The following is a 20,777-nucleotide window of genomic DNA, read 5'->3' as shown; positions in this document are numbered from 1 at the left end:
AGGGAGTGGAGGCTAGGAACTTGGGGACTAGTTTTCCTAATACCTAATTTTCAATATCTGATCCCCAATACCCAATCCCCAGTACCCAGTACCCAATCCCTAAAATGGCTCGTACCCCTAGATTAAATTTTGATCGTGGCACATTAATTTTGCATCCACCACCACGCGGCAAAGGTTGGATGGACTACGCCACATGGGATGATAGAGTTGAAAAATTCCGCATTCCAGCAATTAGATACCGATCGCTAGTGGAAGCACTACAAGCCGAAGATGTTAATTTTATCGATGAGGCAAAGGAATTTTATCCTGTAGATTTGGTTCCCAGTCTGGAAATGGAACCCTATCCCCACCAGACTGAGGCGCTAGCGGCTTGGAAACTGGCGGGTAGACAAGGGGTTGTTGTGCTTCCCACGGCGGCGGGAAAGACTTATTTAGCGCAAATGGCGATGCAGTCAACACCGCGCACGACGCTGATTGTGGTGCCAACTTTGGATTTAATGCATCAGTGGTATGCACACTTAGTAGCGGCTTTCCCCGATGCTGAGGTGGGATTGCTGGGAGGTGGTTCGCGGGATAGAACAGCTATCCTAGTTGCAACTTATGATAGTGCAGCAATTCACGCTGAAACGTTGGGAAATCAATATGCTTTGATTGTTTTTGACGAATGTCATCATTTACCGACAGATTTTAATCGGGTGATTGCTGAATATGCGATCGCACCTTATCGCCTGGGACTCTCCGCTACACCGGAACGCACCGATGGTAAACATGCTGACTTAAATATCCTCATTGGCCAAGAAGTATATCGCAAACGCGCTGAAGATTTAGCGGGGAAGGCGTTAGCAGAACATGAAATTGTTCAAATTAAGGTTAAGTTATCGCAACTTGAGCGGGAAAGATACAATCAACTAATTCAAACTCGCAATGACTTTTTGAAGCAATCAAAGATTTCTTTGGGGAATTTACAAGGTTGGCAAATGTTCGTGCAAATGAGTGCTAGATCGCAATCTGGACGTAGGGCGATGTTAGCGCACCGGGAAGCGAAAGATATCGCTTTGGGTACTGATGGGAAGTTGCGAATTCTGATTGATTTATTGGCAGAACATTATCCATCACGAATTTTGATTTTTACTGCGGATAATGCGACTGTTTACCGCATTTCTCAAGAGTTGCTAATTCCGGCAATTACTCATCAAACTCCTGTGAAGGAACGGCATGAGATATTAACAAAGTTTCGAGAGGGTAAATATAATACTTTGGTTGCTTCTCATGTGTTGAATGAGGGGGTTGATGTGCCGGCGGCTTCTGTGGCGATTATTTTATCGGGAACGGGTTCGGCTAGGGAGTATACTCAGCGCTTGGGTAGGGTTTTACGCAAGGGGAATATTGAGAATAAGCAGGCGATTTTATATGAGGTGGTGGCGGAGGATACGAGTGAGGAGGGGACTTCGGCTAGGCGAAGAGGGGAGAGGAATAACGAACCGCAAAGGCGCGTTCACGAAGTGTCTCGAAGAGAAGGACACGAAGGGAAGAAAGAAAATAAAGGGAATTTACGTGTTGTGTATGGGAGTGGGAAGGAAAGAAGTTTGAAGGCGGCGGAACAGTTAGAAATTAATTATTCAACTGGAAGTTCAAAATCTAAAATCAAAAATTCAGATGTTACCGACAGAGTTACTGATGCATCGCCAAAATGGGGAGGAGATTATTCCGAAGAGACTGAAGATTGATCAGAAAACTTCGGAGTTGGCGATTGAGTTAATTAATTATTTTCAATCAGCGGTGGGGAAGACTCAGGGTGTGCTTGAGCGACAACTGACTGATTTTGAAGGAGATTCTACAGATTATCGTGTGAAGCGGGGATTAGCTTATATTCTCAAAAGCAGTTTTTGCACTTTTGAGGTGATTAGTCCTTTGGAACCACAAATGTTAAGAGAACGGGTGTTTTCACTAGCTGCAAAGTTTGTTTCTAGTCGGGAGTCAACACAAGTTACTTTAAGCAAAGTTGCTGATGAGTTAACTCAAGAACTTGAACGGGAAGTTTTACTAGAACAGGTTCGCAATGGACTATATGCTGATTTATCTGAAAATAAAATTTTGACTGTTTTTGATGCCCCAACAGCGCCAGATTTGTTAAATCGATATAACTTATCTCAGGTGCAGGGTGTATTTTATAAAGCCAGTCAACTTGTATTAAATGCTCACCGAAATGTTCCGGGAGAATATAAGCTGTTGTTTCGCTATCTGAAGTTGTTTCAATTGATGGCTTATATTGAAGGCGATGCTGACCACGGGTTTACAATTACCATTGACGGGCCGACGAGTTTGTTTAATCCTAGTACGCGATATGGATTAGCGATCGCTAAACTTATTCCCGCTTTACTTCACGTTACTAAATGGAGTCTTTCTTCCATTCTCCAAACTCGTGACGCTTATACAAATACTTGGAAAACTGGACGTTTCACCCTCAATTCTGAATCTGGTTTGGTATCCCACTATCCACCAGGAAAGCCCTACGATAGTATGCTAGAAGCATCCTTTGCTGATAAGTGGGATGCTTTGAAAAGTAGTTGGGCATTAGAGCGAGAAGTTGATTTGATACCAATTCCCGGTAGCGTGATGATTCCCGATTTTCGCTTGGTGCATCCTGATGGACGCACCTTCTTATTAGAAATTGTTGGTTATTGGCGACCAGAATATTTACAAAAGAAGTTTTCTCAGGTGCGACGGGCTGGACGTGATGACTTAATTTTGGCAATTTCCGAGCGACTTAATTTAGAAAAGGCGGGAGTAAAATTAAATGATGTTCCCGCGAGAATTGTTTGGTTTAAAGATAAGTTGTTGCCAAAAGCTGTGTTAGCTGTGATGGATTAATTAAGGAAAAATCAGATGAAAACTATAGAAACAATTGCCACAGTTACTAAAGATGGTAAGATTATAGCGCAATTACCATTGGATATTCCAGAGGGTGAGCATCAGGTGGTAATAGTAATTGATGAAAAGCCTTTGGTAGAGAAAGCAGAGAGCAAAGAAAAACGTCCTCCCCTAAACTTTCCTGTAGATAATTATGGTTATTGGCCTGAGAATCTTTCTTTAAGACGTGAGGATATGTATGGTGATTGGGGTCGCTAACTCTGTATTTCTGGACACAAACATTTTAGTGTATGCAAATGTGTCCGAATCTCCTTTTCACCAAGCAGCACTACAGGCTATTGAAAATCTTTATGACGCAGGAATTAAATTATGGATTAGTCGCCAGGTGTTACGGGAATTCTTAATGACTCTCAGTCGTTCACAAGCATTGATGAATCCCCGACCTGTTGCGATCATAATTGAGCGTACCCGATTTTTTCAAGCTCAATTTCGAGTAGCTGACGAAACCGCCCAAGTGACAGAAAGACTTTTATCTCTAATGGAGCAAATTGCTATTGGTGGTAAGCAAGTTCATGATGCAAATATTGTTGCCACGATGCTAGTTTATGGCATTCCTCAATTACTCACTCACAACATAGGCGATTTTGCAAGATTTTCTAGGTTAATTACTGTCTTACCATTACAAGGTTAGATTGCTTGTTATTACTACTCGTGAAAATTTACTTCACCTTATGAAATACAGTCTTTTGGTAATTGTCCAATCCTACTGATTAACCCCAAACACTTCTACGTTCCCAAAACTGGACGACTTTTTTTTCCCACTGCTCCCAGTAATCTTTGATGACTGCTGATTCAAACCAAAATACTTCAGCTGGCATTTCTGGAATCGCTACTACCAACAGAGCGTGCTTTAGCTGAATGCCATAATCTCGATAATACTCGTTAGCTGCTCCTATGTACGCCGTAAGTTGCAGTGGATGTTCATATAAATGCTCAATTGAGCCTTTGGGTTTGTCTGCTGTTTTCCACTCGCAAATACAGGGAATACCTTGATAGCTGGCAATACAATCAACTTTGCCAGAATAACCTAAATCATGATGAAAAACAGAGCCTTCCACCAGTCTAACTGTGTCGATTTGTTCTAAAACTGGCTTGATACTCTCCCAATAAGGGCGACTTGCTTCGGGACAAACAGGGTTTTGACCAAGGAGGTAGCGCTCAATTTGTTTGTGTGTTTGGGTTCCCCGACGACTAGCAGATGTAGTAATGTGGGTAGCTTCTTCTGTACCAACACGCGCCTTCCAGTTTAATAATCTGTCTCGGTCTGCTTGTGATTTAGTGGCATTAAGTATTGTAGTCACGCTGGGAAAACGATTTCCCTTGGCATCTACATAATATTGTTTACCATTTTCTCTTTTGGATGTGGCATTAATACGTGGTAGCAGTTGGGTATCAAATTGCATCAGTTGGTGTGTTGAGTTTGAGATTCCCTCAAGAAGGAAAGTGAATAAAACCCTATTCCATTGTAAGGAATGGGGCTGAAGGTAAGGGTTTGTTACAGTGGAAAATGTCACTTTTACCGATTATTCTTTCAAATCATCCGCCTCTATCTCCTGTGGTTCCAGCAATTTTTTGCACAGGCGTAGCCTAACTCACCGAAAAGTCGGAGCGACGGCTTCCGCCGTTAGCGCAGCGGTAGCGAGTCCGCGAGCGTCTCTGAACTTTTCAAGACAGGCATTGCTTCACCTCAAAGTAGTAAAATTCAAGTTCTCAGTCCCCACCCTTCTTAAAAACGATTCTCACATAACAAAAATGAGTGGATAATCGTGATATAAACCACAACTATCCACTCAAAGTTTACTAAATGCGAGTTACTAAGAAAAACCCAATTAGATTATTTAAACTTAGGAAAGCTCAAACCAATTAACGTGACTCAGTTCCCTGATTGGGGCTACCTGCTACAGAATCGTTTTCTGGTGATTCTGGTGTAGCAGTGGGTTTAGCATCACTCTTTTCAGCCTCACCAGTTTTGCGGGTACTTTCGTCAGTGGTGGTTTGGTAACCACCAGAAGCAGTAGGCGTAGTTTCTTGATTATTAGATTTTGGTTCTTCAGCCATGATTACATTCCTAATCATTTATTCTTGGCATTATCTTAAGAAAATTCGGGGTTTGAATACATCTATCTAGAATCTAGTTATGGCTGATTCCCACCTCTATCGGAAGTATTGTTTAGTACTACTCATGTCTGCTGACAAAAATCCAGAAATGTAGAATTTGTTAGCTTTAGAACGCTTACTGTCGTTAAAGAATAACTTGGAACGAGTTTGATGTCCAAGAGGCTTTTGAAATTACTTTTTTGATAGTTGACAGTAAAGGACAAATAAGCTTAGTGAATAATATGGTGTGATGATTGTGATAAACTAAACCACATCTAGTTTGCATAATCTGAAATTGTACATTTCTTGTGGGGTGGGCGACACAAGCGCCAAATATATACTTTGGTTTTTGTGGAACAGCTTACAAACTATCAAAGTGTCATTAATGAACCAGAGCAATCTATCGTTACCGTCTGGATGTGTCCTTCGCAAGGCAACCTCTGCGGATAAATGGTCGATTCGATTGCTGGTATTCTCAGCAAAACTCGACCCAACCCAATTAAATTGGCAGCAATTTTGGGTAATTGAATGCGATGAGAGTCTCGTAGCTTGCGGACAGCTACGTAGTTTTTCAGGGGCACAAGAACTTGGTAGTTTGGTTATTGTATCAGCTTGGAGAGGTCGCGGTTTGGGTACTTTGCTAACGCAGCATTTGATTAATACCGCAACACAACCACTTTATCTTGAATGTTTAGGTCAGCGACTGGCCCAGTTTTACAGTCGCTTTGACTTTGTGCCAATATCTTTTGAAGACTTGCCACAATTTCCCAGGACAAGAGGTTTATCTGCGCTCAAGGGGAAATATAGATTCTCCCAATTAGCTAAAAGGCTGCTCAGAATTCCTGTGGTGTTTATGGAATATCGAGGTCGTACTAATTCGTAATTCGTAATACTTGCCTCCGGCGAGAAGCAAGCTACGTAATTTGTAATTAAGTTACACAAAACAAGGCTTGACCCAAGCTGTTTCCAACTCTTTACTCTCCCCCATTCCCTATTTTCAAATCGGAGGTTTAGCAAAAATCGTTAGTAAGACAGCCCCTAGTAAATAATGGTGATTCAAACACAATAACCCAGCAGAGGAGCCAAGAAGTTGACGTTGATTAGGGCTGTAGAGTCTAATTCCACGGGGAGAGACTGGCAATAATTGAGGTTCTGTCTCTTTTTTAGAAGTAATGTCAACTAAGTAAAAACGTCCACCTGGAGAAAGTACCCGTGCTATCTCATTAACCACCTGTTTAGGTTCCAAATAGTGCAAAAAGCTGATAGTGCTGAAAACAGCATCAAATTGACCATCAGCAAAGGGAAGAGACTCAGCTTTCCCCTCGATATAAATTAAACGTGGACGGTGGCGGTTGCTCTGTCTTGCTACCCGCAACATATTAGCAGATAAATCCAATCCAGTGGCTTGCAGGTCAGGAAACTGAGTAGCAAGGCGCTCAAGTAAGCGTCCAGTACCGCAGCCGATATCAAGTGCATTTGCTGGCTCTGGTAAATCGACGTACTCCAGCAATCGTTTGTGAACGGCTCGATAAAACACTGAAGGAAAGAGCCAGTCGTAACTTGATGCCCATAGGTCAAAAAGTAGCTTTTTGTTACTAAAAAAGTCATAAGTCATTAGTTTTCGCAGCTTCCCTGAAGCTTGATATTTTTTTAGGGTAAGTTTAGCTGCGCCTCCAAAAAGTTGGTTAACAATACAAGTTAACTATAACGATTCTAAATTGGTTGTAATACCGGGCTTTTGCAGGGTTAGTTAAGATAGTCGGTGCGTTAGCCTACGGCGTAATACAACGCCAGTTGCTTCTCCCTACAGCCCTTTGGGCATCCTACGCAGGCGCTAGCCTAGAGACTTATTCTACAGCGTATTTCAGGTAAATGAAGTACACGGGTAGGGGCACAGCCATGTTCCCTACGATTATCTGTACCTCACCTTGGCGTAGCCCAAAGTAGAGAAGTTGCAATCTGCTGTATCTCTGTAGAGAACCAAAGAACAAGCAATCACTGCATAAAACTATAGAACCTAACCGTATGTATTTATAGAGGTTCAAATACAACAAACTCAATCTAGTTTAAAATTCTCAAGGTGAATAATTATGACAAGCTTTATTCAAGTCCGGTTACACAATTATCTACTGCACCCAGTCCGCGAGTGGTTGGAAACGATAGAAATTCATAACTCTAAATTGGCTCATTTCCTGTGCAAAGCTGTTCCTGCTCAGTGTCCCTTTGAGCGAGACATCATGCTATTTGGTCGGAAGCTATTTCACATTCCTCCGATGTGTAAATTAAATCCCCTATACGAGGAAGTGGTTGGTTTGCGTTTTAGAGCGCTCTGTTATCTTGCCGATGAATGCGGTGAAGATGTCACAGCCTATTGCTAATAGCCAGTTGGATCGTTGTTTGATCAAGCAGCCATCAGTATTTGCAGACTTACGGTTGTTACTTACTCAGGTTTATACTAAGCTAACGTACACCTAATTAGATGTTTGGCTATTAAGTAGCTGGCATCTCGAAGACAGTGTTTCCAGACCGTATTATTGCTTACCGTACCCTGCTGAAATCATTAACATGATCATGACGCACATCTTACTGGTTGAAGATGAAGTCAAACTGGCACGATTTATCGAATTGGAATTGAATTATGAAGGTTATCAAGTCAGTGTTGCCTACGATGGATTAACTGCACTCACCGCAGCGCGTAAGTTACAACATTTAAATTTAGTAATTTTAGACTCGATGTTACCTGGTTTATCGGGGTTAGAAATTTGCCGCCGCCTGCGAAGTATTGTTGATCAAGTGCCGATAATCTTATTAACCGTCAAAGATGAGGTGAGCGATCGCATTGCAGGCTTAGATGCTGGTGCTGATGATTACCTCGTTAAACCCTTCAGCGTTGATGAATTATTAGCCAGAGTCCGCACCCACCTGCGAACAAACCAGCAAGCAGACAAAGCAGATGTTTTAGAATTTGAAGACCTGAGTTTAAATCGTCGCACGCGCCAAGTGTACCGAGATCAGCGGTTAATTGAGTTAACTGCTAAGGAATTTGATTTACTAGAATATTTACTGGCCCATCCGCGACAGATAATTACATGCGATCGTATTTTAGAAGAAGTCTGGGGTTACCATTTCATGGGCGATGCCAACATCATCGAAGCTTACATTCGTTACCTGCGTCTGAAACTTGAAGCCAATAACGAAAAGTGCCTCATTCAAACTGTGAGTGGTGTCGGCTACACATTACGTGATTGAATTGGGGATTGGGGAGCCAGTGCGTTGCGGAGGTTCCCTCCGTTGAAGCAACTGGCATCATGGGGCATTAGTTCTTCTCCCTTGTTCCTCCGAAATTCTAATCGCCGGAAGCAGGCGCACCCTGCGGGAAGCCGCAGAAGCGTCTACAGACTTCTCTTTTTGTCTGCCTCATCTCCCCAGGATTAATTTTAGGCAAGCTGGCTTCATCCCTGCCTTCTTGAGTGAGGATGAAATCAATATCGTTTGGGTTAGCAAGCTATAATCTCATCACACTTTACGCTTGAGAGTGTTATCGCCAAAAAAGTCTGTTACCAAAATTGTTACGAGTGCGTTGTTGTTAGGCAGTTACTTTATGATGATATTTAGTTAAGCTCCTCACACCACACTGAAGCCATGAAACACTTGTTTCACGGCTTTTTCTTTTTTCATGTATAGTGACACATGATTCTTCATTGGCGATAAATCGTTGTTATGATGACAAGTTGTTGTCGTTTAAAATCAAATTTGTATTTTGAGAGTGCCAATGACAAATTCGTGTCATTTACAAAAAATAAGCTTATTGAGCAGCTTACAACTCTATAAGGCTAATATAACCTTATTTACCCTAAAAAGCTTGTTTACAAAAGCTTTGAATATGGTCTAACAAGCCTCTTTCAACCCTCTCATTTTTTAAGACTTTTACAAATCTAAAAGCACAAAATTATCCTACTGAAACTGGTTTTTACAGGTCAATAGATTGAAAACTTTTGTAAGTTGAGGAAATAATTAGGGTTTCAACCGACGTTTTTGGGCTAATGATCACGATGTCTGCGACGGGCTGTGCCTACGCTTGCACTGCACTTTAACCCAACGACAAAGCCCGTTCCTTGAAAAGTAGATTATGAGAGGATTTCGGCAGATTGTGTTTCTTTTTCTCAAATGAACGTTTGGTAGCGGTTCTGGAAACCTTTTCGATTTACTGACGTTATATCAATACCCGAAGAAACGCTTTGACCAATCGATAACGGTCGTGAATAAAGCTGTGGCATTGCGGTGCAAGTTAAGATCGTGGCCTACATTTTTCAGTACCTTAACCTCAACTTTGGGGCTGGATTGATAGTAAGTCGGCTCAGCTTGTGCCTCCGGGCACTGAGCTTGACAAAAAATTTTATCAAACTGACCCATAACGATGAGGACTGGCACACGAATGTTCCGCGCGTTATTAGAGTCTGCGACAAGCAGTGGGAATTCTTGAGCCTCAGGTAGTGTTATTGTCTCTTTCGTTAACTCGTCCAGTGCGATAACTTCGGGATCGGTATTAGGTGTCGAGTAAAAGATAGATCGCTTACCAGGAAAGGTAGTTAGATAAACGCCTGGAAGATTTTGATCGGCGAAGTGAAGATCCTGCTGTGCCGGATAAACAGATGCACCGACATCACCAAAGCCTGGACCCTTGTTATGAAGAAAACCTGTAAGCACGATCCCATTCACATCTCCATATTGAGCTGCTTCTAGCACTGCAATCCCTGAGCCGAGTGAATGACCGACAAGAATCACCTGAGAAAATTTCCCCAATCGACCATCACGAAGTGCTTGGACAATTTGGTGAGCCACATAGGCATTTGCTTGTAGGGTAACTTTGTCTGCCGATGAGTGGTCGCTCTCACCAATTCCAATACGCTCTATATTGAATGTTGCGTAGCCTGCGTTTGTCAACGCTCGAACATAAGAATATTGCTCCGGGTGCAAAGGAAAGTTCCAGTAAAGGTGTGAATATGTTGCACCGGAAAGAAGCAGCTGAACCACGTTTTTGTGATTAGGTTTGTAGCAGAGTTCGCCAACTACTTTATAGGTAGCTGGTTGCCCCTTTTGAAGTGAAACGGTCTGCTTTACTTGCTCGCAAATCGTGTGCGAGGCAGAGGCGGGTGTGGGAGTTGTCGCGTTCACAGGTGAGACAGCAACTACTGATTGAATCAGGGGTGTGACTAAAGCGATCGCTGTAACGGCAATCTTAGAGTACCAGTTATTGTCATGGAAGTTAAGGCAGATAATAGTTTTCATTTCAGTTGTTCCTCGTTGACCGTTGCTCTGAAAATTAATTTGTTAATTTCTCAATTAAATTAAGTCTTTGACAAGATAATTACAATACAAAAAAGTCTGAAATAGTTAGGAGTTTCAAAACAATATTTCAAGAGTTTGGTAATATTTAGGCAGAAAAAGTCATACAAAATTGTTGTGGATACTCAGTTTATTAGAGCGTTAGCGCGATGTCTAAGGGCGGGCTATTCGGCGTCGCAGTTTTCCCTCAAACATAGCTCTGTATCCACCCTCTTGCGCTAAAGTTGCAAATGAACATGCATCTAAAGCCAGGAGGAAAGAATTGTGAAAGCAGTTTTGATGACAGCAGTTGGCAGTCCGGAAGTTCTGCAAGTACAAGAAGTACCAAACCCTGCTGTTCCTGTAGGTAATACTGAACTTTTAATACGTTTGGTGGCGGCTGGTATTAACCCCATTGACACTAAACTTCGTAGCCGAGGCACTTTCTACCCCGATCGCCTGCCGACAATTTTAGGATGTGATGGTGCTGGTATAGTCGAGGCGGTAGGTGCTAGTGTTCAGCGTTTTCGCTCAGGCGACGAGGTATATTTTTGCTATGGCGGTTTGGGCGCACACCAAGGAAATTATACTGAATATACTGTTGTGGATCAGCGGTTTGTGGCACGTAAACCTGCGTCTATCTCCTTTGCAGAAGCAGCAGCAGCGCCTTTGGTGTTAATCACCGTCTGGGAAGCTTTATACGAACGGGGACGATTGGAACCTGGGGAACGGGTTTTGATTCATGCAGGTGCTGGTGGTGTCGGTCATGTAGCAATTCAATTGGCGAAACTGAAAGGTGCTACTGTTGCCACCACAGTCAGTTCTCAAGAAAAGGCTAATTTCGTTAAACAACTCGGTGCAGATAATGTAATTTTTTACAAACAAACAGACTTTGTGCAAGCGGTATTAGATTGGACTGGCGGCGAAGGCGTAGACTTAGCTTTTGATACCGTAGGCGGTGAAACCTTTCACAAAACATTTCCCGCAGTGCGAGTATATGGTGATATTGTGACGATTCTCGAACCAGATGCCAAGACTGTTTGGAAAACTGCTAGACTGCGTAATCTCCGCATTGGCTTAGAATTAATGCTGACACCAGCATTGCTAGGATTAGAAGAGAGCCTCCAGCACCATGCAGAAATTCTCGAACAATGTGCCACCTGGATCGATCAAGATAAGTTAAAAATCCATGTTAGTCACAAGTTTCCTTTGAGAGAAGCGGCTAAGGCGCACCAACTGATTGAAAGCGGGTCTGTGGCGGGTAAAATTGTTCTGCTGATTAGCGACGAATGATCGAACAATTTGCATACTACAGAAGCTTGTTTAAATATACCTGGTTTAACTTTTAACTCATTAGTCAGTTTTAGCGTTTTAGAATTTTTTAGCTTACTAGCTATCTTTCGCAATGCTGAACAACCTTGGCTGACATTGGGGTGTCTTTTAATTATTATTGTCCCCATCCCAATGGCTTTATTTGATCCGACTTTACTAACAAGGTCGTTATCACGATTTAATGGACGTTTCTGACTTCACAGAAGACGGCACATTTGGCCAGTTACGATTGTTGATTGGACGTTTGCCAGTGATACCAAGGAATCAGACATTTCGGGAACGATATATGCCCCTCCAAAGCGATCGCCGCTGGAACTGGCTCAACTACTATAATTTTAGCCTCAACAACCTACTGAAATTAGGATTTAACGACATCCGCCTGCGAGACGAACACTTACCAGATATCATCTCTGCACTTGCTTGGTATCAATGAAGTTTGGGTGTAATTTACATCACCCTAGTTTTGTGGACACTTTCCCGCACAATTCCAGGATTGAATTTGCTGATTTATCTGAAGTAGCCGATAAACCAAGTTCTGCACGAACTTCAAGGCAAGCTGCGATCGCATCCTTAATATTTTCCAGGGCTTCTTCTCTTGTTTGACCTTGACTAACACAACCAGGAATACTGGGGCACTCGACAATCCAAACCCCATCTTCATCACGATCAAGTGTTACATTGAACTTCATACACTGTTGTTGGCAAGAGAGTTTTAATTATTTATTATTGTAACCTGCGACCATTTCACTCCGGACACAGATAACCTCTACAACTCAATCGACCATCTGGGTATCCTGCGCTTGTTTTTTCACTCCTGTCTCTCTGCTCTAATCTGTTTATCTGATTGTTGTCTTAAACTCATAACACCTGCTTGGCTTAAAGTCATTGCAGTGATATTGCCTGTGTCATCCCTTTCAAAGGAAATACTCGTATTTACTGCTTTAGCAAAGAACTCTAGCTCTGATGTGGGGAAGAACTGTAACGGCGGTTGCTGCCCACATTGTAGGAACAAATTCTCATCTTGGCTCACTACTTTGAACTGCAATCCAGATTTTGTTAAGTATAACCCTGAGTAGCTCTCAGCTTGCGATAGGGTGATAATTGGTTTTTCTTTCTCAAACACGTCAGGCCAGTCATACTCAAGCGCAAGAGCTCGCATTACTTCCGGTATCAGTTCAACTTCGTTCGAGTTGAGCATGACAACAGCACCTTTTCCAATATGCGCGTAAACACGCATCAATGCTACAAATCCTTCATTTTTACCACTATGAAAAAAGTAGAAACCATCACCAATTCCACCATCTGCGAAGAATCCTAATCCCACAAATAATCCATTTCCTAATCCCACAAATGATTCATTCGCTCCTTGTGTTTGCTCTATCTGTTGGGGACGCAACATTTCTTTGATAGTCTCTTGACTCCACACGGCAGGAGGTTTGCCATGCAATACTCGCAAGAGTTCAACTCCAACTTTGGCTAAATCTGATGCTGTTGTCCACAAACCTGCTGCTGCCATCTCAGGATAAACGTGGTGCTTGCCTTCAAGTGGGACACCAGAGAACGGGTGAGCCGTTGCTGCTTTTGCTAACCAATCATTCTGAAGCGGCTGTTGGTAAGTACTATTTGTCATGTCCAAGGGGTCGAGTACCAATTCACGCATGATTTCTGGAAAAGGTTGCTTGAGCAAATCAACTAATACTTGTTGGGCAACTATTGTGCCGCCACCCGAATAGCGGTAATGCAAACCAGGAATGATATTTACCTCCACTTTATCGGTATTGGCTGGGGGTTTGCCATTGAGAACTTGAACCGTGGTTGGCAATGGATCTGAGTTGGGATAGCCAGGAAAGCCATGCACAGTCAAGCCAGCAGTATGACTCAACAACTGGCGCAGCGTTATTCGGGGTTGCCAAGGAGCGATCACAGGCACACGCCATGAGGTGAGATAATTATTGACATCTTCATCAAGACTGAGACGACCTTCTTGTGCAAGACGCATGACCGCTAAGGCAAAAACTGGTTTGCTGATTGAGGCTGCTTGAAACAACGTATTTGGTGTAACTTTAGAAGTTGTTCTGGCCTCACACACCCCAAATCCACGCGCCCATTCAATTTCAAAATCATTAATAACTGCAATACTGATACCTGGGGTATGGTAATGCGTCAATTGCTCATTCAATGTTTTTGGTAAACCAAATTTTCCTTCTAACGCTGTTACTGGCAGAAGATTATTGATGACACGCTTAATGCGTTGTTCAATGGATTGCAGCATTGGTGTACGCCACTTTTCCGTTCTGGGTTTTTCAGTACTATCCAATTCTACTGAAACTTTGCGATCGCCCTTCTAATGTCCCTGTACGGGTTGTCTTATAGCAGTAATTAGCAAAAATCGATGCTGTCTACGTCAAGCGATTCTCATGGAGACGGTTTGCGATGTCTACGACGGGCTACGCCTACGCACTACAAAGTTAAGTTAATGCATCGGCTTGCATTGTGAATGCGGCGGCCGCCTTGTTAATACATCGGCTTGCATTGTGAATGCAGCGGCCGCCTTGTTAATACATCGGCTTGCATTGTGAATGCAGCGGCCGCCTTGTTAATACATCGGCTTGCATTGTGAATGCATCGGCCGCTTTGTCAATGCGTTAGCTTGCATAAGCTAACCGACTTTATCTCTAACTTTGTTTTAAACTGTCGCGTTTACAATTTGCATTTTTTTTAATTTTGGGAAAAGCTTTAAATCTTCTCCCCCGTCCCTCCATCTATTCAAGGGGGAGAATTAAGAACTTTACAGTTTATCTAAAAACTTCACCTGATTGTTATTTTGTGCCTTGGATTGGGCAGATTAAATATATAGCTTATCACCTATGCATGTATGCCTAACCAAGATACAACACGTCGTTTACGTCTTCAAATCATTAGTCAAGATATTACCTCATTCCACGGTTTACAAACCGTCGGCACCTACAATACAAACCGTTCTAATGCCTCTGTTGCAAACATCCAGCAAGCTTATCAGACTATGTTGACACAGCAACAAGCTGAAACCGAGAAACTAGCTTTATACCGTGCTGCTGTCGATGCTGCTCGATTAGCAGAATGGGAATTTCACAATGCTGTATTAGCCATGAAAGAAGTTGTGCGCGGACAATATGGCTCAGATAGCGATCAAGCCCAAGCGGTTGGGCTGAAGAAAAAATCAAACCGCAAGCGTCCCACTCGCAAAAACTTGGTTGCAGTTGCAAGTCAATCAATTTAACTATATCAACCAGACCAATAAAGACGATGGGAGCAATGCGATTTTGTTAGATGACCCAAAAAAAAATGCGATCGCCTTGCGCGAATATATTCCGATTCTTTGGAGGAGACAGTCAAAAATCTGTTGCAATCTTGGGGAAGCTGAATCGTCCTTATTTGACCGTGCCAATTTTAGATTTTAGATTTTAAATTTTAGATTTTTTTGGTTCATGCCCCGTCCAAGCGTGGGCAAAATAAGTCTTGTTAGAGGAAATCCTTGCATCCTTACTTAAGCCCCGTACCCGTACTTCGTCCTGCTGTTCGCTTTCGTGGTCTGTTTCAATCCAAAATTCAAAATCGTTCGACTGAGCGTAGCCGTACTCCTTCTCTACGAGACGCTCCACGAACGGAGAAGCAAGCTACACGTAGCGTTCCGCAGGAAAGTCCAAAATTCAAAATTGATTGACCGTTGTTTAGCTGTCTGTGGCCAGTAATCGGGAACGCTAGATTTATGCGCTATTTATAAAGTTAGTCTCTTGCATCAATTAATTCAAAAAATTGCGAAATCTGTTTAGTCGAACGGATGTGATAAACACTTTTGATGTTTTGAGCCTGCTCGATATATTTACGATATTTTGCAGTCAAATACTTGTGACATAACCAAAGCGCACGGTAGCTATTAACCGAACTTCTCAATATTGGACTGTTAGAGGGCCAGCCTTCTGGCGGTTTAAAGTAACCTGTGATTAGTCGTTTAGTGACCCACCATCCATGCACATATAGTGGTAGATCGACAAAAATCAGAGTATCCGCCTTGTCTAGTCGTGGCCAGAGGGTTTCCATACAACCAAACCCGTCAATAATCCATTGATCAGTAGCTAAAATTTTCTGATGGGCGCTTAAAAAGTCTTCATGTAGAACTTCAGTTCCCCCTGATTGATATTTAATTTTGTCCAAGACGTGAAGTGGCAAACCAGTGATTTGGGATAATCTCTTGCTTAAAGTTGATTTACCGCCTCCAGCATTGCCAAACACTGCTACTTTTTTCATCACCGCTCTCCTTATAATCTGAGCAAGTAAAAGCTGGCACAAGTTTGTCAGGAAAGAATAAGAGTTTTACTCATATTACCTTTATACTACAATAAGTGTTGCCGGAAAATTTGTACTACTTTACTTTGGTATTGTTTATCCTATGCCTACGCTCTATCAACTAGGCAAAGTGTGTCAAATTCTAGCCAAAGACAACCCAAAACTGAGGGGCAAGGGTGGTATTGGGCGATTGTCAGCGCAGTGAATTATAACTTTTTCTCATTTAACCACATTTAGAGACTATCATCGTCTCCTAGTGCGATCGCATTTGTTGATCAGATACAATCTAGTCAAAAAAGAAGTATATAATGTCAACCGAACAAAACAAAGCTATTGTTCTTCAGTTTTATAAAGCTTTTGACAATCGGAATATTGAGCAAGCATTAGCACTTCTGGCTCCCAATTTTGTCGCTCATTTGGCTGGCGAATCTGAACCCCTCAATAGCGATGGTTTCAAACAGTTTGGTATGGCATTTTATTTAGCTTTTACTAATGGTCAACATAAATTTGACGAAGTAATTGTTGAAGGCGATAAAGTAGCCACCTGTGGAACGTTTACAGCTACACATTTTGGTAATTTTCAAGGTCTTCCTCCAACAGGTAAGCAAATCAAGTTATCAATCATGCACATTGATCGCGTTGACAATGGCAAAATCATTGAACATTGGGGCCAAGGCGACGCACTAGGATTAATGCAACAGTTGGGTATTATCTTTTTACCAGGCCCCGCACTTTTGCCGCATATTTTTAAAAGCTTTTTATCTAAGCCGTTTAAGAAGCCTGCAATAAAGGCACAAAAGCTAAGATAACTCTCGATAAATGAAACACCATCAGCCATTTGACCTAGAGTAGCAGCAACGTTGGATGCAACAGAGGTTAAGGGCGCACAGATGTGCGCCCCCACAAGTTGATTATTTACAAAGCCTTTATTTAAGTTCCTAACTAAACTTTTGCTTCCAAAGACTTGAGTAACTCGGTATTCACACCCGACTCACGAGTCAGAGCAATTTTGCCAGTGCGGGCGATTTCTCTCAAACCAAACTTTTGCAACACCTGGACGATCGCTACCATTTTACCTGGATCTCCCACAACTTCTAAGGTAAGAGAATCTTCCGCCACATCCACGACTCGCGCCCGGAAAATCTGAGACAGTTCGATCACTTCTGAGCGATTGGTGCTACTAGCATTCACCTTCAAAAGCATTAATTCCCGCTCGACGCAAGGAGTTTCGGTAATGTCCTGTACCTTAAGGACATTGACTAACTTGTACAATTGCTTGGTGAGTTGCTCGATAATGCGATCGTCACCAGGTATAACCATCGTAATTCGCGAGACTCCTCCTTGTTCAGCAGGGCCAACAGCAAGGCTTTCAATATTAAAGCCGCGACGCGCAAATAAACTAGAAATGCGGGAAAGAACACCCGCCTCATCTTCTACCAGAACTGAAAGGGTATGTTTCATCTTCGCCAACAGAGGCTAGAGCAGGAATTGAGTAATGCAGACACTAGTTAACGCCTACGCTAGACGTACTACCGCACTAAAAAAGTCAGTGCGACCTTCTATTTTAAACTTAATAGTTACACTCATTGCATTCCTAGAGATAAATTGAGCAGAAATCATACTGCAAGCAGGAATTTGATTGAGTGCATATCTTTTCATTGGCAGATGCGGCTTTTTTGTAAAGCCTTTATACTCAGGTTTGATAAGCCTCTAATAGGAGAAAAGTTTTTATGGGTTGGTTACAAAGATTATTTGGTATGGAAAAACCTCAAAATGCAGAAGTAAATCCGACTGCACAAGCAATACCGGAAGCTGCGACTAGTAACGTTGCATCTACTTCTACTCAATCAATACCGCCAGAACGTGTAGGATTAAACGGAGAATACGACCAAAGTGGTTTAGCAAAGCGGGTAGCGTTGGCATTTGATGAAGACCCCCAACTCGACGATGTTAATACCCTTTGGGTGGCTCAGACTGGTAGCACTGTGGTGTTGAAAGGTAAAGTCCCCAGTCAAGAAATTCTCAACAAAATGATTTCTGTAGCCAATTCTGTGAATGGTGCGACAGATGTTGACACTAACCAAGCCACGATTGGCTAGGTGTAAGAGGGCAGAAGCCAGAAGGAGATCAGGGGGATGAGGGAGCAGAGGAAACAGAGAAAAAATTTTAACTCCAAACTCCTAACTCCTAACTTTAAACTCCTAACTCTTAACTCCTAACCCTTCTCTCAATCCAATCTAAAATAGCTTGGTTAACTTGTTCAGGACATTCATCATGGGGACAATGCCCTACATCTTCCAAATTCAGCACTTCCAATTTCTCGTTATACTGGGCAAATTGGTTAGCCAAGGCTGGGGGAACAAACCGATCTTTTTCTCCCCAAATTAACAACATCGGAATTGTTAAGGTTGGTAATACTTTCTTGACACTGGGACTAAAGTTAATTCCGATCGCAGCTTTGAACAAAGCACTAAAAGCTCTAGTGGAACCCCGGTCTTGGGGAGGCTCAGCTAAAATTTCTATCAGTTCATCGCTAATCGCCTCTGGGTTAGCGTAGGCGAAACTAGCCCAGCGACGCAGCACCCCAGGACGGCGCACGAAATTAAACACAGGTTTAAGTATCAACGGCGAAGCGACAATATTTTTAATTGCTCTGACAAGCGGTTGCAGCACAGTCGGAATTGCTTCTTGCTCTAATGACGGGTCGGGTAAACTCATCATCACCATACCCCGCACCATATCAGGATGAGCAGCGGCGGCGGCCATAGAAATCAGTGAACCATTGGAATTACCTACTAATATCGCTGGTTGACGGATAAATGTTTTCCAGAAATCGTAAACCTGCTCTACCCAAAGTTCAATGCTGTAATTAGCTGCGGCTTTTTCAGAAGCGCCAAAACCCAACATATCTATAGCGTAGACTGTGTGATATTCACCCAACACCTCTAAATTATGTCGCCAATGACCAATAGAAGCGCCAAAGCCATGTAGTAATATCAGAGGTGTTGTTTTGTGGTGATTTTGGCTAGGGCGAATGTAGGTGTAGCGGGTTTGCCAGCCACGCCAAACCCAATCCCTTTGATTACCAACCCGTTCCTGCCAGTGTAGTGTAGTGATCGCAGTCTCCTTTAATTTATCAGCGTTGAAATACTATTATAAAACTTTGATTTTTCACGTTATGTGGAAAAACCAACGCCAAACCTAACTCCCAGCGCCAACGTTATCAGGGCTTGTCATTACCCAAATCTGACAATCCCCCCTTCGTTGCTATTCCGCCTTGGAATAGAATTCCAAGGCTAATAGCTAAAGTCCTTTCCAGAGGACTAAACAACAAATTTCAGTCCACTTGAGTGGACTTGAGCTATTAGCCCAGAACTTTAGTTCTGGCGGGATGTGCATCAGTGCAATACTTTAACTGTTACAAAAATGTGGGTAATGACAAGCCCTACAAGGGACAATACTGCGTAGGTTTTGCCTAAAAAATAAAAATGTGTAGGTTGGGTTGAGGAACAAAACTCAACATTTTGCGGGGTAGGTTGGGTTGAACTAAGTAAAACCCAACCTACAAATATAGCGCTTTTCGTTTATATGCAATACACTTTGACCTCTCTCCTAAAAGGCGACGATTAACTTACCCTCAATGTCCCACACCCGCGCGGTTTTGTCTGCTGAGGCAGTGACAATGTGTTTGCCATCCGGACTAAAACTGGCGCTGTTGACATGTTGGATATGCTTTTTGAGTTTATTTTGCTCGTGAATGTTGTCAACTCTCTGGTTGATAGCTACCGCATCTATCTAAGTAAATTAATCAGTGGTTTTTGACTATGAATACTACTAAACTTACTGTATGTAAGATAATATGTTACATTAGTTTTGCGAGATATCCAGCATTTGTGAACTTGACGTTCTGGAGAGATGATATTGTTCAATGCGATCGCTTACGGTGGGCGGTCACACCATCGCAAAAAGTATTGCTAAATAATTGTAATAATATTTAACATCAGTCTAAGTTGTGTAATTTAGATTAACTATTGCAAAGAAATTCTCTTAGAGTGAGTAGAATGACAAATACAACGACGCAACTAGTTTATGGATTAGCTACCCTAGAAGTGTAGACTATTTTTTCAGTCCTGAGTTATTTGAGTATTTTGCCTCTGAGGCATAGCAATCTAGACCACACTAAATCCTTCATTAAGAGCTCCCACAAATCATAATGCCTGTGATTGAGAAGAAAAGAACTCGCGATCTGCCCCAAATTAACGAACGAATTCGCTTCCCGAAAATTCGAGTCATTGACACTGACGGTGCCCAACTGGGAATTATGCTCCCACAGGAAGCACTACAACTAGCAGAAGAAAAAGAGCTAGATTTGGTGCTACTCAGTGACAAAGCTGACCCGCCAGTTTGTCGGATTATGGACTACGGGAAATACAAGTTTGAGCAGGAGAAAAAGGCGCGGGAAGCCCGGAAAAAGCAGCACACGGCTGATGTCAAAGAAGTTAAGATGCGCTACAAAATAGAAGAACACGACTACAACGTGCGTGTTAAGCAAGCAGAGCGCTTTTTGAAAGATGGTGATAAAGTCAAAGCTACTGTAATGTTCCGGGGTCGAGAAATTCAACACAGCGATCTAGCAGAAGATTTGCTCAAACGAATGGCAACGGATTTGGAGCCATTTGGTGAGGTTCAGCAAGCGCCAAAAAAAGAAGGGCGAAATATGATGATGCTCATCTCGCCCAAAAAATAATTCTCTAACTGTTTAATAG

The 20,777-nt window shown here is 42.5% G+C and carries 23 protein-coding genes and 1 pseudogene; 13 read left to right on the top strand and 11 right to left on the bottom strand.

Annotated elements, in window-relative coordinates:
* Positions 1-104 precede the first annotated feature (104 nt).
* The 4 genes from V7L29_RS02315 to V7L29_RS02300 are packed head-to-tail and all read left to right on the top strand — an operon-like array spanning position 105 to position 3,562.
* Complete coding sequence (locus V7L29_RS02315; RefSeq protein WP_334734396.1) at positions 105-1,727, top strand: DEAD/DEAH box helicase; 1,623 nt, start codon at positions 105-107, stop codon at positions 1,725-1,727.
* Positions 1,657-2,871, top strand: a complete 1,215-nt coding sequence (locus V7L29_RS02310; RefSeq protein ID WP_334734395.1) for a DUF790 family protein — start codon at positions 1,657-1,659, stop codon at positions 2,869-2,871. Before V7L29_RS02315 ends, V7L29_RS02310 begins: the two co-directional genes overlap by 71 nt.
* A 15-nt stretch (positions 2,872-2,886) precedes the next feature.
* Positions 2,887-3,129: a hypothetical protein gene (locus V7L29_RS02305; protein WP_334734394.1), complete on the top strand. Its 243-nt coding sequence runs from the start codon at positions 2,887-2,889 to the stop codon at positions 3,127-3,129.
* Positions 3,110-3,562 (top strand): type II toxin-antitoxin system VapC family toxin, encoded by a 453-nt coding sequence (locus V7L29_RS02300; RefSeq protein ID WP_334734393.1) that lies wholly within the window; start codon positions 3,110-3,112, stop codon positions 3,560-3,562. The genes V7L29_RS02305 and V7L29_RS02300 overlap by 20 nt, the downstream gene beginning before the upstream one ends.
* Before the next feature lie 79 nt (positions 3,563-3,641).
* On the opposite strand, the gene V7L29_RS02295 is transcribed toward V7L29_RS02300, so the two are convergent.
* Both V7L29_RS02295 and V7L29_RS02290 read right to left on the bottom strand, forming a co-directional pair.
* A complete protein-coding gene (locus V7L29_RS02295) occupies positions 3,642-4,334 on the bottom strand; it encodes a PD-(D/E)XK nuclease family protein (protein WP_334692294.1) in 693 nt (230 codons plus the stop codon).
* A 460-nt stretch (positions 4,335-4,794) separates the two neighbouring features.
* Positions 4,795-4,989 (bottom strand): hypothetical protein, encoded by a 195-nt coding sequence (locus V7L29_RS02290; protein ID WP_334734392.1) that lies wholly within the window; start codon positions 4,987-4,989, stop codon positions 4,795-4,797.
* Positions 4,990-5,413: 424 nt separating this feature from the next.
* On the opposite strand from V7L29_RS02290, the gene V7L29_RS02285 reads away from it, so the two are divergent.
* Entirely contained in the window at positions 5,414-5,911 is a 498-nt protein-coding gene (locus tag V7L29_RS02285) for a GNAT family N-acetyltransferase (protein WP_334734391.1), read from the top strand.
* 114 nt (positions 5,912-6,025) lie between these two features.
* On the opposite strand, the gene V7L29_RS02280 is transcribed toward V7L29_RS02285, so the two are convergent.
* Positions 6,026-6,643, bottom strand: a complete 618-nt coding sequence (locus V7L29_RS02280; RefSeq protein ID WP_334734390.1) for a class I SAM-dependent methyltransferase — start codon at positions 6,641-6,643, stop codon at positions 6,026-6,028.
* A gap of 475 nt (positions 6,644-7,118) precedes the next feature.
* On the opposite strand from V7L29_RS02280, the gene V7L29_RS02275 reads away from it, so the two are divergent.
* Positions 7,119-7,406 (top strand): Mo-dependent nitrogenase C-terminal domain-containing protein, encoded by a 288-nt coding sequence (locus V7L29_RS02275; protein WP_334692298.1) that lies wholly within the window; start codon positions 7,119-7,121, stop codon positions 7,404-7,406.
* 193 nt (positions 7,407-7,599) lie between these two features.
* Positions 7,600-8,277, top strand: a complete 678-nt coding sequence (locus V7L29_RS02270) for a response regulator transcription factor (protein ID WP_334734389.1) — start codon at positions 7,600-7,602, stop codon at positions 8,275-8,277.
* A 969-nt stretch (positions 8,278-9,246) separates the two neighbouring features.
* On the opposite strand, the gene V7L29_RS02265 is transcribed toward V7L29_RS02270, so the two are convergent.
* Complete coding sequence (locus tag V7L29_RS02265) at positions 9,247-10,317, bottom strand: alpha/beta hydrolase (RefSeq protein ID WP_334734388.1); 1,071 nt, start codon at positions 10,315-10,317, stop codon at positions 9,247-9,249.
* 321 nt (positions 10,318-10,638) lie between these two features.
* Between V7L29_RS02265 and V7L29_RS02260 the strand changes: the two genes are divergently transcribed.
* Together V7L29_RS02260 and V7L29_RS02255 are read left to right on the top strand one after the other, a co-directional pair.
* Positions 10,639-11,646 carry a zinc-dependent alcohol dehydrogenase family protein gene (locus V7L29_RS02260; RefSeq protein ID WP_334692301.1) on the top strand — a complete coding sequence of 336 codons (1,008 nt, stop codon included), beginning with the start codon at positions 10,639-10,641 and terminating at the stop codon, positions 11,644-11,646.
* Positions 11,647-11,706: 60 nt separating this feature from the next.
* A pseudogene (locus tag V7L29_RS02255) lies at positions 11,707-12,205 on the top strand (pentapeptide repeat-containing protein); the annotation flags it as partial.
* On the opposite strand, the gene V7L29_RS02250 reads toward V7L29_RS02255, so the two are convergent.
* Positions 12,138-12,374: a type II toxin-antitoxin system HicB family antitoxin gene (locus V7L29_RS02250; RefSeq protein WP_334692302.1), complete on the bottom strand. Its 237-nt coding sequence runs from the start codon at positions 12,372-12,374 to the stop codon at positions 12,138-12,140. The pseudogene V7L29_RS02255 and the gene V7L29_RS02250 overlap by 68 nt on opposite strands.
* Positions 12,375-12,493: 119 nt before the next feature.
* Positions 12,494-13,957, bottom strand: coding sequence for a serine hydrolase (locus V7L29_RS02245; protein ID WP_334734387.1), 1,464 nt, complete (start codon positions 13,955-13,957; stop codon positions 12,494-12,496).
* A 603-nt stretch (positions 13,958-14,560) separates the two neighbouring features.
* Here V7L29_RS02245 and V7L29_RS02240 point away from each other — a divergent pair.
* Complete coding sequence (locus V7L29_RS02240) at positions 14,561-14,944, top strand: hypothetical protein (protein WP_334734386.1); 384 nt, start codon at positions 14,561-14,563, stop codon at positions 14,942-14,944.
* A 184-nt stretch (positions 14,945-15,128) separates the two neighbouring features.
* Here the strand turns inward: V7L29_RS02240 and V7L29_RS02235 are convergent, their stop codons facing one another.
* Together V7L29_RS02235 and V7L29_RS02230 are read right to left on the bottom strand one after the other, a co-directional pair.
* Positions 15,129-15,326 (bottom strand): hypothetical protein, encoded by a 198-nt coding sequence (locus V7L29_RS02235; RefSeq protein ID WP_334734385.1) that lies wholly within the window; start codon positions 15,324-15,326, stop codon positions 15,129-15,131.
* 124 nt (positions 15,327-15,450) lie between these two features.
* Entirely contained in the window at positions 15,451-15,972 is a 522-nt protein-coding gene (locus V7L29_RS02230) for an adenylate kinase (protein WP_334692305.1), read from the bottom strand.
* A 347-nt stretch (positions 15,973-16,319) separates the two neighbouring features.
* On the opposite strand from V7L29_RS02230, the gene V7L29_RS02225 reads away from it, so the two are divergent.
* Positions 16,320-16,820, top strand: coding sequence for an ester cyclase (locus tag V7L29_RS02225; RefSeq protein WP_334692306.1), 501 nt, complete (start codon positions 16,320-16,322; stop codon positions 16,818-16,820).
* Positions 16,821-16,953: 133 nt separating this feature from the next.
* Here V7L29_RS02225 and ilvN read toward each other — a convergent pair whose 3' ends face one another.
* Complete coding sequence (ilvN, locus tag V7L29_RS02220) at positions 16,954-17,472, bottom strand: acetolactate synthase small subunit (protein WP_334692307.1); 519 nt, start codon at positions 17,470-17,472, stop codon at positions 16,954-16,956.
* 269 nt (positions 17,473-17,741) lie between these two features.
* Between ilvN and V7L29_RS02215 the strand changes: the two genes are divergently transcribed.
* Positions 17,742-18,110, top strand: coding sequence for a BON domain-containing protein (locus V7L29_RS02215; RefSeq protein ID WP_334692308.1), 369 nt, complete (start codon positions 17,742-17,744; stop codon positions 18,108-18,110).
* A 109-nt stretch (positions 18,111-18,219) separates the two neighbouring features.
* On the opposite strand, the gene V7L29_RS02210 is transcribed toward V7L29_RS02215, so the two are convergent.
* On the bottom strand, positions 18,220-19,128 hold the full coding sequence (locus tag V7L29_RS02210; RefSeq protein WP_334734482.1) for an alpha/beta fold hydrolase: 909 nt from the start codon (positions 19,126-19,128) through the stop codon (positions 18,220-18,222).
* A 495-nt stretch (positions 19,129-19,623) separates the two neighbouring features.
* Positions 19,624-19,770 carry a WD40 repeat domain-containing protein gene (locus V7L29_RS02205; RefSeq protein WP_334734481.1) on the bottom strand — a complete coding sequence of 49 codons (147 nt, stop codon included), beginning with the start codon at positions 19,768-19,770 and terminating at the stop codon, positions 19,624-19,626.
* Positions 19,771-20,224: 454 nt separating this feature from the next.
* Between V7L29_RS02205 and infC the strand changes: the two genes are divergently transcribed.
* On the top strand, positions 20,225-20,758 hold the full coding sequence (gene infC, locus V7L29_RS02200) for a translation initiation factor IF-3 (protein WP_334692309.1): 534 nt from the start codon (positions 20,225-20,227) through the stop codon (positions 20,756-20,758).
* The last annotated feature ends 19 nt before the right edge of the window (positions 20,759-20,777 follow it).

This window comes from Nostoc sp. (assembly GCF_036916575.1).
GTDB lineage: Bacteria > Cyanobacteriota > Cyanobacteriia > Cyanobacteriales > Nostocaceae > Nostoc.
The sequence above is the reverse complement of the archived record's forward strand: the minus strand, read 5'-3'. Positions and strand labels throughout refer to the sequence as shown.

Excerpts from the sequence above, each read along its gene's own strand:
- V7L29_RS02240 (WP_334734386.1), top strand. The coding sequence starts at position 14,561 with ATGCCTAACCAAGATACAACACGTCGTTTACGTCTTCAAATCATTAGT.
- V7L29_RS02285 (WP_334734391.1), top strand. The coding sequence starts at position 5,414 with ATGAACCAGAGCAATCTATCGTTACCGTCTGGATGTGTCCTTCGCAAG.
- V7L29_RS02315 (WP_334734396.1), top strand. The coding sequence starts at position 105 with ATGGCTCGTACCCCTAGATTAAATTTTGATCGTGGCACATTAATTTTG.
- V7L29_RS02290 (WP_334734392.1), bottom strand. The coding sequence starts at position 4,989 with ATGGCTGAAGAACCAAAATCTAATAATCAAGAAACTACGCCTACTGCT.
- V7L29_RS02280 (WP_334734390.1), bottom strand. The coding sequence starts at position 6,643 with ATGACTTATGACTTTTTTAGTAACAAAAAGCTACTTTTTGACCTATGG.
- V7L29_RS02215 (WP_334692308.1), top strand. The coding sequence starts at position 17,742 with ATGGGTTGGTTACAAAGATTATTTGGTATGGAAAAACCTCAAAATGCA.
- V7L29_RS02225 (WP_334692306.1), top strand. The coding sequence starts at position 16,320 with ATGTCAACCGAACAAAACAAAGCTATTGTTCTTCAGTTTTATAAAGCT.
- infC (WP_334692309.1), top strand. The coding sequence starts at position 20,225 with ATGCCTGTGATTGAGAAGAAAAGAACTCGCGATCTGCCCCAAATTAAC.
- V7L29_RS02300 (WP_334734393.1), top strand. The coding sequence starts at position 3,110 with ATGGTGATTGGGGTCGCTAACTCTGTATTTCTGGACACAAACATTTTA.
- V7L29_RS02250 (WP_334692302.1), bottom strand. The coding sequence starts at position 12,374 with ATGAAGTTCAATGTAACACTTGATCGTGATGAAGATGGGGTTTGGATT.
- ilvN (WP_334692307.1), bottom strand. The coding sequence starts at position 17,472 with ATGAAACATACCCTTTCAGTTCTGGTAGAAGATGAGGCGGGTGTTCTT.
- V7L29_RS02270 (WP_334734389.1), top strand. The coding sequence starts at position 7,600 with ATGACGCACATCTTACTGGTTGAAGATGAAGTCAAACTGGCACGATTT.
- V7L29_RS02245 (WP_334734387.1), bottom strand. The coding sequence starts at position 13,957 with ATGCTGCAATCCATTGAACAACGCATTAAGCGTGTCATCAATAATCTT.
- V7L29_RS02265 (WP_334734388.1), bottom strand. The coding sequence starts at position 10,317 with ATGAAAACTATTATCTGCCTTAACTTCCATGACAATAACTGGTACTCT.
- V7L29_RS02295 (WP_334692294.1), bottom strand. The coding sequence starts at position 4,334 with ATGCAATTTGATACCCAACTGCTACCACGTATTAATGCCACATCCAAA.
- V7L29_RS02230 (WP_334692305.1), bottom strand. The coding sequence starts at position 15,972 with ATGAAAAAAGTAGCAGTGTTTGGCAATGCTGGAGGCGGTAAATCAACT.
- V7L29_RS02310 (WP_334734395.1), top strand. The coding sequence starts at position 1,657 with ATGTTACCGACAGAGTTACTGATGCATCGCCAAAATGGGGAGGAGATT.
- V7L29_RS02305 (WP_334734394.1), top strand. The coding sequence starts at position 2,887 with ATGAAAACTATAGAAACAATTGCCACAGTTACTAAAGATGGTAAGATT.
- V7L29_RS02275 (WP_334692298.1), top strand. The coding sequence starts at position 7,119 with ATGACAAGCTTTATTCAAGTCCGGTTACACAATTATCTACTGCACCCA.